Origin of the sequence: Streptomyces sp. (genome assembly GCF_050698815.1) — a bacterium.
In the GTDB taxonomy this organism is placed as follows: domain Bacteria; phylum Actinomycetota; class Actinomycetes; order Streptomycetales; family Streptomycetaceae; genus Streptomyces.
On record NZ_JBOHCV010000086.1, the window covers coordinates 1 to 10,695 of the forward strand.

Genomic DNA, 10,695 nt, shown 5'->3' on the forward strand with positions numbered 1-10,695 from the left:
CCGTCGTTGAGTGTGCGGAGGCGGTTGGCGGAACTTGGCCCGGGCACCTTTGTCCGAGGCTGTCAATCGCACAGGTGACGATTCGTAACAGCCTGGAGGCTCAAGGTGACGCGCATCAGCTGCGGAGGGCGGTCATGACATCCGTCCTCGTCTGCGACGACTCCCCGCTTGCCCGAGAAGCGCTCCGCCGCGCGGTCGCGACCGTGCCCGGTGTCGAGCGGGTGACGACGGCGGCCAACGGTGAGGAAGTCCTCCGCCGCTGGGGGGCCGACCGCTCCGATCTCATCCTCATGGACGTGCGGATGCCGGGTCTGGGGGGCGTGGAGACCGTACGGCGGCTGCTGTCCGCCGACCCCGGCGCCCGCATCATCATGCTGACGGTGGCCGAGGATCTCGACGGAGTGGCACTCGCCGTGGCCGCGGGCGCTCGCGGCTATCTGCACAAGGACGCCTCGCGTGCCGAGCTGCGGGCCACGGTCACGCAGGCGCTGGCCGACCCGACGTGGCGGCTGGCGCCCCGGCGGCTTCGCTCGGCAGAGATGGGCGCGGCGCCGACCCTCACCGCGCGGGAGATCCAGGTGCTGGAGGGCATGAGTCACGGCCGTTCCAACGCCGAGATCGGCCGCGAGCTGTTCCTCTCGGAGGACACGGTGAAGACCCACGCGCGCCGGCTGTTCAAGAAGCTCGGCGCCTCGGACCGCGCGCACGCCGTGGCGCTCGGCTTCCGCTGGGGCTTGGTTCGATAACTCACGTTCGCCATCTGCCCGCCCCTCCCCGCCTGGGAGTTTCCGCATCGCCCGGGCCGGCAGGGGGTGCCGGGGGAAGGGCGGGGGCGGTGCGCACGGCTCGGTAATCCCGCGCGTGCCGCATGCTTGGAGTATGAAGTTCCTCGGGGACCGGTCGGTCATGCGTGAGGGGAGAGCGCGGGAGATGAGGGTCAGTGCCCCTGTCAGTGCCCCCGCGCCGCCTGCCCATAACGCTTCGGTGCACAACCACGGGCACGGTGCGACGGATCGCGGGACGCAAGTGCACCATGGACCGATGCGCGACGAGGGGCACGACGACACCGCGGTCGTGAGTGCACTCGTACGGCGTGCGGCGGAGGGTGACGAGCAGGCCACCCACGACCTCCTCGCCCATGTGCATCCGCTGGCGCTGCGCTACTGCCGTACGCGGCTGACCAGACTGCCCGGCGACGCGCGGCACTTCGTGGACGACCTCGCGCAGGAAGTCTGCATCGCCGTGCTCTGCGCGCTGCCGCGCTACCGCGACCGGGGCAAGCCGTTCGAAGCCTTCGTCGTGGCCATCGCCCAGCACAAGGTCGCCGATCTGCAGCGGGCCGCGATGCGCGGACCCGGCAGCACGGTGGTGCCCTCGGACGAGATGCCGGAGCAGCCGGACGACTCGCTGGGCCCGGAGGAACGCGCGGTGCTCAGCAGCGACGCCGCGTGGGCGAAGCAGCTGCTGGCGAACCTGCCCGAGCACCAGCGCGAGCTGGTGCTGCTGCGGGTCGCGGTGGGGCTGACCGCCGAGGAGACCGGAGAGGTGCTCGGAATGTCGCCGGGGGCGGTCCGCGTCGCCCAGCACCGGGCGCTGAGCAGGCTGCGGGCACTGGCGGAGCAGTAGGCCCGGGCCGTTTAGCATGGACTTTCACGCCGGGCAAGCATGGGAAAGGTGTCATGACGGACAACGACGGAGTCGCAGCCGGAGTCGAGGCCGGAGTGCCCGCGAAGTTCGCCACCCTCGGGCTGACCTTCGACGATGTGCTGCTGCTGCCGGGTGAGTCGGACATGGCCCCGCAGGACATCGACACGGCGTCGTACGTCTCCCGCAACGTCAGGGTGAACGTGCCGCTGCTGTCCGCGGCCATGGACAAGGTCACCGAGGCCCGGATGGCCATCGCGATGGCCCGCCAGGGCGGCGTCGGCGTACTGCACCGGAATCTGTCGATCGAGGATCAGGCGCTTCAGGTCGACCGGGTCAAGCGCTCCGAGTCCGGCATGGTCACCGACCCGATCACGACCCGCCCGGACGCGACGCTGCGCGACGCCGACGAGCTGTGCGGGCGCTTCCGCATCAGCGGCGTGCCGGTCACCGACGGGGCCGGGAAGCTGCTCGGCATCGTCACCAACCGGGACATGGCCTTCGAGAACGACCGCGGCCGTCAGGTCCGCGAAGTGATGACGCCGATGCCGCTGGTCACCGGCCGGGTGGGCATCTCGCGGAACGACGCGATGGAGCTGCTGCGGCGCCACAAGATCGAGAAGCTGCCGCTGGTGGACGACGCGGGTGTGCTCAAGGGGCTCATCACCGTCAAGGACTTCGTGAAGGCCGAGCAGTATCCGCTGGCCGCCAAGGACGCCGAGGGCCGGCTCGTGGTCGGCGCGGCGGTCGGTGTCGCGGGTGACGCGTACGAGCGGGCGCAGGCGCTGATCGAGGCGGGCGTGGACTTCGTCGTCGTCGACACGGCGCACGGTCACTCGCGGCTGGTCGGCGACATGGTCGCCAAGATCAAGTCGAACGCGTCGGTCGACGTCGTCGGTGGCAACGTCGCCACCCGGGACGGCGCGAAGGCCATGATCGACGCGGGCGTCGACGGCATCAAGGTCGGCGTCGGGCCCGGCTCCATCTGCACCACGCGCGTCGTCGCGGGCATCGGGGTACCGCAGGTCACCGCGATCTACGAGGCGTCGCTGGCCGCCAGGGAGGCCGGCGTGCCGGTCATCGGCGACGGCGGCCTGCAGTACAGCGGTGACATCGCGAAGGCCCTGGTCGCGGGCGCCGACACGGTCATGCTCGGCAGCCTGCTGGCGGGCTGCGAGGAGTCGCCGGGCGAGCTGCTGTTCATCAACGGCAAGCAGTTCAAGTCCTACCGCGGGATGGGCTCGCTGGGGGCGATGCAGTCGCGGGGCGAGAGCAGGTCGTACTCCAAGGACCGCTACTTCCAGGAGGAGGTCAGCGGCGACGACAAGCTCATCGCCGAGGGCGTCGAGGGCCAGGTGCCCTACCGGGGTCCGCTCGGGGCCGTGGTGCATCAACTGGTCGGCGGTCTCAAGCAGTCGATGTTCTACGTCGGCGGGCAGACCGTGCCGCAGATGAAGGAGCGCGGCCGGTTCGTGCGGATCACCTCGGCGGGCCTGAAGGAGAGCCACCCGCACGACGTGCAGATGACGACAGAGGCGCCCAACTACTCGCGGCGGTGAGCGGGCGGGAGTTGGAGGCCGGGGGCGCGGGGGTGGTCCCACGGGCGGCCGGGTCGCGGGACCACCCGGCCGGAGGTTGTGGCGGGTCAGCGATACTGGAGCGGCATCCCGGCAGCACGGGCGCAGGGCGAGAAGGGCTACACAGGTGACTGAGATCGAGATCGGGCGCGGCAAGCGCGGACGGCGGGCGTACGCCTTCGACGACATCGCCGTGGTGCCCAGCCGCCGCACGCGTGACCCGAAGGAGGTCTCGATCGCCTGGCAGATCGACGCCTACCGCTTCGAACTGCCCTTCATGGCCGCCCCGATGGACTCGGTCGTCTCACCGCGCACCGCGATCCGCATCGGCCAGCTGGGCGGCGTCGGCGTACTGAACCTCGAGGGGCTCTGGACCCGGTACGAGGACCCCGAGCCGTTGCTCGAGGAGATCGCCGAACTGGACGAACGCGACGCCAGCCGCCGGATGCAGGAGATCTACGCCGAGCCGATCAAGGAGGAGCTGATCGGCCGGCGGATCAGGGAGGTGCGCGACGCGGGCGTGGTGACGGCCGCCGCGCTCTCGCCGCAGCGCACGGCGCAGTTCTCGAAGGCCGTCGTCGACGCGGGTGTCGACCTGTTCGTCATCCGCGGCACGACCGTTTCGGCCGAGCACGTGTCGGGGGCGGCGGAGCCGCTCAACCTCAAGCAGTTCATCTACGAGCTGGACGTCCCGGTGATCGTGGGCGGCTGCGCCACCTACACCGCCGCGCTGCACCTGATGCGGACCGGCGCCGCCGGCGTCCTGGTGGGCTTCGGCGGCGGCGCCGCCCACACCACGCGGAACGTGCTCGGTATCCAGGTGCCGATGGCGACGGCCGTCGCGGACGTCGCGGCGGCCCGCCGCGACTACCTGGACGAGTCCGGCGGCCGGTACGTACACGTGATCGCGGACGGTGGCGTCGGCTGGTCCGGCGACCTGTCCAAGGCCATCGCCTGCGGCTCGGACGCGGTGATGATGGGCTCCCCGCTGGCCCGCGCCACGGACGCGCCCGGGCGTGGGCACCACTGGGGCATGGAGGCGGTGCACGAGGACGTGCCGCGCGGCAAGCGGATGGACCTGGGCGCGGTCGGTACGACGGAGGAGATCCTGCTCGGGCCCTCACACACCCCGGACGGTTCGATGAACTTCTTCGGCGCGCTGCGCAGGGCGATGGCGACGACGGGCTACTCGGAGCTGAAGGAGTTCCAGCGCGTCGAGGTCACGGTGGCTCGCAGCCGCTGACGGGGTCACAGGCGGTGGGCGGCTCCCGTGGGGCTGGCGCCCCTCGTGTCGAAGAGCAGCTGCGCCTTCGCGGCCAGGCCCTGCAGGTCGTATGTGCGGTGGTGCTGCAACAGCACGGTGAGGTCGGCGTCGGCCACCGCCTCGAGGAGGAAGTCGGCCCGCGGCACCGGCGCTTCCCCGACCTGCCATCGCATGACGTACGGGTCGTGGTAACTCAGCACGGCGCCCAGCTCCTTGAGCCGGAGGGCCACTTCCCGTGCCGGTGCGCCCTCCTGGTCGGCCAGGTCGGGCTTGTAGGTGACGCCCAGCAGCAGGACGCGGGCGCCGCGCGCCGATTTGCCGTGCTCGTTGAGTAGGGCGGCCGCGCGCTGGGAGACGTAGCGCGGCATCCGGCCGTTGACTTCCTGGGCGAGCTGGACCATGCGCAGCGGGTAGCCCATGGAACGGCTGTGCTGGGCACGGTGGTCGGGGTCGAGGGAGACGCCGTGGCCGCCGACTCCCGGGCCGGGGCGGAACGCCTGGAAGCCGAAGGGTTTCGTCTCCGCGCACCGGATGACGTCCCACAGGTCGACGCCGATGTCGTGGCAGTAGACGGCCATCTCGTTCACCAACGCGATGTTGACCTGCCGGAAGTTGGTCTCGAGCAGTTTGGCCGCTTCGGCCTCGCGGGGGCCGCGGGCCCGTACGACCTTGTCGGCTAGGCGTCCGTAGAAGGCCGCCGCCGCTTCCGTGCAGGCGGGGGTCAGACCGCCGATGATCTTCGGGGTGTTGGCGTAGCCGTAGCGGCGGCTGCCGGGGTCCACGCGGGCGGGTGAGTAGGCGAGGTGGAAATCGCGTCCGGCGCGCAGGCCGGAGCCTTCCTCCAGCAGCGGCCGGAGGATTTCCTCCGTGCTGCCCGGGTACACCGCGGATTCGAGTACCACCGTGGTACGCGGGCGCAGCTGGGAGGCGAGGGTGTGGGCGGCGGTGCGCACGGCGGTCAGATCCGGCGCGCGGTCCGGCCCCAGCGGAGTGGGCGCGCAGATCACGGCCGTACGGACGCGGCTGAGGACGGCGGGTTCGGAGGTCGCACGGAAACCGCGGGAGAGCATGCGGCGGATCTCGGCCGCGGTCAGCGCGCCGTCGGCGGGCGGGCGGCCCGCGTTGAGGTCGGCGATGGTGCGTGCGTCGGGGTCGTAGCCGATGGTGCCGATGCCGGCGGCGACGGCGGCCTGCGCCACCGGAAGACCCGAATGGCCGAGTCCGAGGACGGCGAGATCTGCGGGCATGACGGCGGACATCGTTCCCCTCACTCCCCGCGCTGGGTGGGGAGATGCCTTGTGCGGCGTCCGGGGGCGGCCCCCGGCGATGCGTACTGCGTAGCTCTATATCAGGTTAATCAGCAATAAGACGGACATGTGGGATTACCCGCAGAGCCATGCCCGGGGCACGGCCAAAGTCAGGGAATTGGAGGACCATCGAGGGGGAAAGCTGACGGAGTTCCGTCATCACCACACACGCACGAGCCAGACGCACGAAGCACGACCACACGGGAGGCAGCGGTGAGGACAGCGACACTGGGACCGGAGCAGCGTGTCGAGGCACTGGCGCAGATGTCCGAGCGCGAACTCGACGTACTGGTCGTCGGCGGTGGCATCGTGGGAGCGGGTACCGCGCTGGACGCTGTCACCCGCGGGCTGTCCACCGGCATCGTCGAGGCGCTCGACTGGGCTGCGGGCACCTCCAGCCGGTCCAGCAAGCTGATCCACGGCGGGCTGCGCTACCTGGAGATGCTGGACTTCGCGCTCGTGCGCGAGGCGCTCAAGGAGCGCGGACTGCTGCTGCAGCGGATCGCGCCGCACCTGGTGAAGCCGGTGCCCTTCCTCTATCCGCTGCAGCACAAGGGCTGGGAGCGGTTCTACGCCGGGTCGGGCGTGGCGATGTACGACATCATGTCCCTCTCCTCCGGCCACGGGCGCGGGCTGCCCACCCACCGTCACCTGACAAGGCGTCACGCGCTGCGCGTGGCACCCGCGCTGAGGAAGGACGCGCTGGTCGGTGCGTTGCAGTACTACGACGCGCAGATGGACGACGCCCGCTACGTGGCCACGCTGGTGCGCACCGCCGCCGCGTACGGGGCGCACGCGGCGAACCGCACGCGGGTCGTGGGCTTCCTGCGCGAGGGCGAGCGGGTGGTCGGCGCGCGGGTGCGGGACCTGGAGCAGGGCGGCGAGTACGAGGTGCGGGCCAAGCAGGTCGTCAACGCGACCGGTGTGTGGACGGACGACACCCAGGGGCTGATCGCGGAGCGCGGGCAGTTCCACGTGAAGGCGTCCAAGGGCATCCACCTGGTGGTGCCGAAGGACCGGATCCACTCCACGAGCGGACTGATCCTGCGCACCGAGAAGAGCGTGCTGTTCGTCATCCCGTGGGGCCGGCACTGGATCATCGGCACCACCGACACCGGCTGGGACCTGGACAAACGGCACCCGGCCGCCTCCAGCGCCGACATCGACTACCTCCTGGACCACGTCAACTCGGTGCTGTCGGTGCCGCTGACGCGCGATGACGTGGAGGGCGTGTACGCCGGGCTGCGCCCGCTGCTGGCCGGTGAGTCGGCGGCCACGAGCAAGCTCTCCCGCGAACACACCGTCGCGCACCCGGTGCCGGGCCTGGTGGTGATCGCGGGCGGCAAGTACACGACGTACCGGGTGATGGCCAAGGACGCCGTCGACGAGGCCGTGCACGGCCTGGACCACCGGGTCGCCGAGTGCGTCACCGAGGAGGTGCCGCTGGTCGGCGCGGAGGGGTACCACGCGCTGTGGAACGGGCGGGCCCGCATCGCCGCCCGTACCGGCCTGCACGTGGCGCGCGTGGAGCATCTCCTCAACCGCTACGGCGCGTTGACCGAGGAAGTACTCGAACTCATCGCCGCCGACCCGAAGCTGGGCGAGCCGCTGCCCGCCGCCGACGACTACCTGAAGGCGGAGGTCGTCTACGCCTGTACGCACGAGGGCGCCGGCCACATCGACGACGTGCTGACACGGCGTACCCGCATCTCCATCGAGACCTTCGACCGCGGGACGCTCAGCGCGCGGGAGTGCGCGGAGCTGATGGCGGGTGTGCTCGGCTGGGACGCGGACCAGGTCGACCGGGAGGTCGAGCACTACGAGAAGCGGGTCGAGGCGGAGCGCGAATCGCAGCGCCAGCCGGACGATCTGACGGCGGACGCGGCCCGGTTGGGCGCCCCGGACATCGCCCCTGTGTGAGAGGGACGCGCCGTGCGGAAGCTGTGCGACAACTGTGCGGCCCCCGTATGCGACTTGTCAGGCCCATAGTTCACAATGAAGGCTCTGCTGGGGGTGTGGGCTCATCGCAGAGGGGAAACAAGGGGATTCATGAGCGAGGACACGGGTCGGCTGGTAGGCGGGCGCTATCGGCTCGGGGACGTCCTCGGCCGCGGCGGCATGGGCACCGTGTGGCGCGGTGAGGACGAGATCCTGGGCCGTACGGTCGCGGTGAAGGAGCTCCGCTTCCCGACGAGTGTCGACGAGGACGAGAAGCAGCGGCTGATCACCCGCACCATGCGGGAGGCGAAGGCGATCGCCCGTATCCGCAGCGGCAGCGCGGTGACGGTCTTCGACGTGGTCAATGAGGACGACCGTCCGTGGATCGTCATGGAGCTGGTCGAGGGGCGCTCGCTGGCCGACCAGCTCCGACAGGAGGGTCCGCTGACGCCGCAGCGGGCGGCGGAGGTCGGGCTCGCGGTGCTCGACGTGCTGCGCGCCGCCCACCAGGAAGGCATCCTGCACCGCGACGTGAAGCCGTCCAACGTGCTGCTGGAGGACGGATCGGGCCGCGTGGTGCTCACCGACTTCGGCATCGCCAAGGTCGAGGGCGACCCGTCCGTGACGTCGACGGGCATGCTGGTGGGCGCGCCCTCGTACATCTCGCCGGAGCGTGCGCGGGGCAAGCCGCCGGGCCCGCCCGCCGACCTGTGGTCGCTGGGCGGCCTGCTGTACGCGGCGGTGGAGGGTCACCCGCCCTACGACAAGGGCACGGCCATCTCCACGCTGACGGCCGTGATGACGGAGCCGGTGCCGCCGCCGGAGCAGGCCGGTGAGCTGAGCGAGGCGATCTACGGGCTGCTGATGAAGGACCCGGACAAGCGGCTCGATGTGGAGGGCGCGCGGGCGCTGTTGCAGCCCGTGGCCGCCGGAGCGGCAGCCGCCGGCGTGGCCGCGGCGCCGGCCGGCGACGGTACGGCGGTGCTGCCGTCGGTGCCGGACGGGGCGGGGGACGGAGAGGGCGAAGTCCCCGACGCCGTCCGGGAATCGGGTCCGTCGACCGCATCGGGCGACGCGGGGACGAAGAGCGAGGCGGACGGTGTCCCGGCGCTCGGGCCTGCCGCCAGCGGTGCGCGGGACGAGCCGTCGGCACTCGCCCAGACGGGCGCCGCCGCGGACACTCCGACTCCGGTGCGGGGCGGCGGCGACCCCGGTGCCGTGACGACGTTCTCGACCCGGATGGGGCGCTTCTCGCGCCGGACGCTGGCCGTCACGGCGGTGGCCGTCGCCGCCGTACTGGCACTGCTCGTGGTGATCATCGTCCAGGTGACAGGCGACGGGGGCGGGGGCGGTGGCGCCGGCAAGGACGCGGCGTCGTCGGGAGCCGGAGCCGATCAGGGCAAGGGCAAGGACAAGGACCCCCCTGGCGGAAAGAAGGACGACGAGAAGACCGAACCGTCCCCGACTCCGAGTGCGTCCGAGGAGAAGGACGAGGAGAAGGACGACGGGCCGTCGCTGCCGGACGGCTACGCGAAGATCACCGACGACCGCTTCCACTTCAGCATGGCGATGCCCAAGGGCTTCGAGCGCACCGGGATAGCCGGCCAGAACTCCGGCGCCAAGTACTCCGGCGGCGGCCTGCCCAGGATCCAGGTGGACTTCAGCGGCAGCCCGTTGACCGATGCCGCCGCCACGTGGCGGAAGCTGGAGCCCGCCGTACGGGGCAACAGCACCGGATACCGCCTGATAGACATCAAGAAGGTGAGCTGGCGGGACTATCCCACCGTCGCCGACTGGCAGTTCGAGCGCAAGGAGGACGGCCGGCGGGTCCGGGTGCTCAACCGTGGCTTCAAGGTGGACGAATCGCACGGATACGCGATCTTGATCACCTGCGAGTCCGGCGGCTGGGACAAGAAGAAGTGCCGGACCCTGCGGAAGACGGCGTTCGAGACGTTCCAGCCCGCCGACTGAGCCGCAGTCGCGGGGACGTTGGGGGAGCAGCGGCAGCGGGCAGGCTGACCACGGGGTCCGCCCACCGGGAAGCCGGGCGGTTCCCCCGTCCGGCGGCGCCGGACGGCTTCTGCCCGTATCGTGAATCACCGCAGACCGGTACGCGTCCGCAAAGATGCGGAAGCGATGAGGAATTGACGGTCTCGCATGCTTGTGGGGAGGCGTCGTGGACGACTACGCGGATCACGCGGGACGGCTGCTCGCCGACCGCTACCGCCTGCCGCGGCCCCCCGCCGAGTCCTACTACCTGGCCGAGTCGGTCGCATACGACACCGCCAGCGGGCAGGAAGTGCTCGTACGGCAGGTGCCGTTGCCGGAGGTCGTCGAAGCGGAGTTCGTCGACGACGGTGCCGGCGCCCGGTTCCGTGGCTCGGTCGGCCGGGCCACCCGGCGTCCCGCGGATCCCGCCGTTCGGCGGGCGGTCGACGCGGCGGTTGCCGCCGCCCGCCTCCCCGATCACCCGCGGCTCGACCAGGTCTTCGACGTCTTCGTCGAGGGCGAAGGGCTGTGGATCGTCAGCGAGTTGCTGCCCGCCACGCCGCTCGCGGCACTCCTCGCCGAGCAGTCGCTGAGCGCGCACCGGGCGGCGGAGATCGCGGCGGATCTGCTGACCGCCCTGCGCGCCGTGCACGCGCACGGCTGGACCCACGGCAACGTCACCTCCCACACGGTCCTCGTCTGCGACGACGGCCGCGCCCTGCTGACGGGTCTTGCGGTCGGTGCCGCGCAGGAGGCGCTGTGCGGGTACAGCCCACTCCCGGAGCACGCCCGGATGCCGGTTCGGCCGACCGGTGCCATACAGGGTGAGCCGGGCCAACAGGACGGCGGACAGGCGGCATTGCCCGAACCCGCTGCCGGCGGCTCTCCGGCGACCTGGACGGGCAGCGCCCTGCCCGCCGGTTTCGACCCACGCCCCGGCCCGCGTGGGCCGCGCAGCGGCGCCATCGCGGCGTAC

Annotated in this window: 7 protein-coding genes and 1 pseudogene; 7 read left to right on the forward strand and 1 reads right to left on the reverse strand. The window is 71.3% G+C overall.

Annotated features, from left to right (window positions below):
- Positions 1-134 precede the first annotated feature (134 nt).
- The 4 genes from ACRDP3_RS03410 (at position 135) to ACRDP3_RS03425 (ending at position 4,464) form a co-directional block, all read left to right on the forward strand.
- Positions 135-746 carry a response regulator transcription factor gene (locus ACRDP3_RS03410; protein WP_003948568.1) on the forward strand — a complete coding sequence of 204 codons (612 nt, stop codon included), beginning with the start codon at positions 135-137 and terminating at the stop codon, positions 744-746.
- 295 nt (positions 747-1,041) lie between these two features.
- Complete coding sequence (locus ACRDP3_RS03415) at positions 1,042-1,626, forward strand: sigma-70 family RNA polymerase sigma factor (RefSeq protein ID WP_431515298.1); 585 nt, start codon at positions 1,042-1,044, stop codon at positions 1,624-1,626.
- Positions 1,627-1,679: 53 nt separating this feature from the next.
- Positions 1,680-3,203: an IMP dehydrogenase gene (guaB, locus tag ACRDP3_RS03420; protein ID WP_431515299.1), complete on the forward strand. Its 1,524-nt coding sequence runs from the start codon at positions 1,680-1,682 to the stop codon at positions 3,201-3,203.
- 145 nt (positions 3,204-3,348) lie between these two features.
- Complete coding sequence (locus ACRDP3_RS03425) at positions 3,349-4,464, forward strand: GuaB3 family IMP dehydrogenase-related protein (RefSeq protein ID WP_431515300.1); 1,116 nt, start codon at positions 3,349-3,351, stop codon at positions 4,462-4,464.
- Between the two features lie 5 nt (positions 4,465-4,469).
- Here the strand turns inward: ACRDP3_RS03425 and ACRDP3_RS03430 are convergent, their stop codons facing one another.
- Positions 4,470-5,732 carry a nucleotide sugar dehydrogenase gene (locus ACRDP3_RS03430; protein ID WP_431515303.1) on the reverse strand — a complete coding sequence of 421 codons (1,263 nt, stop codon included), beginning with the start codon at positions 5,730-5,732 and terminating at the stop codon, positions 4,470-4,472.
- Positions 5,733-6,005: 273 nt separating this feature from the next.
- On the opposite strand from ACRDP3_RS03430, the gene ACRDP3_RS03435 reads away from it, so the two are divergent.
- The 3 genes and pseudogenes from ACRDP3_RS03435 to ACRDP3_RS03445 all read left to right on the forward strand — a co-directional run.
- A complete protein-coding gene (locus tag ACRDP3_RS03435) occupies positions 6,006-7,712 on the forward strand; it encodes a glycerol-3-phosphate dehydrogenase/oxidase (RefSeq protein WP_431515301.1) in 1,707 nt (568 codons plus the stop codon).
- Positions 7,713-7,841: 129 nt separating this feature from the next.
- Complete coding sequence (locus tag ACRDP3_RS03440) at positions 7,842-9,701, forward strand: serine/threonine-protein kinase (protein WP_431515302.1); 1,860 nt, start codon at positions 7,842-7,844, stop codon at positions 9,699-9,701.
- A gap of 205 nt (positions 9,702-9,906) precedes the next feature.
- Positions 9,907-10,695, forward strand: a pseudogene (locus ACRDP3_RS03445) (hypothetical protein); the annotation flags it as partial.

What these genes read in the sequence shown, in the direction of transcription:
- guaB (WP_431515299.1), top strand. Translation starts at nt 1,680, where the DNA reads ATGACGGACAACGACGGAGTCGCAGCCGGAGTCGAGGCCGGAGTGCCC.
- ACRDP3_RS03440 (WP_431515302.1), top strand. Translation starts at nt 7,842, where the DNA reads ATGAGCGAGGACACGGGTCGGCTGGTAGGCGGGCGCTATCGGCTCGGG.
- ACRDP3_RS03415 (WP_431515298.1), top strand. Translation starts at nt 1,042, where the DNA reads ATGCGCGACGAGGGGCACGACGACACCGCGGTCGTGAGTGCACTCGTA.
- ACRDP3_RS03430 (WP_431515303.1), bottom strand. Translation starts at nt 5,732, where the DNA reads ATGCCCGCAGATCTCGCCGTCCTCGGACTCGGCCATTCGGGTCTTCCG.
- ACRDP3_RS03410 (WP_003948568.1), top strand. Translation starts at nt 135, where the DNA reads ATGACATCCGTCCTCGTCTGCGACGACTCCCCGCTTGCCCGAGAAGCG.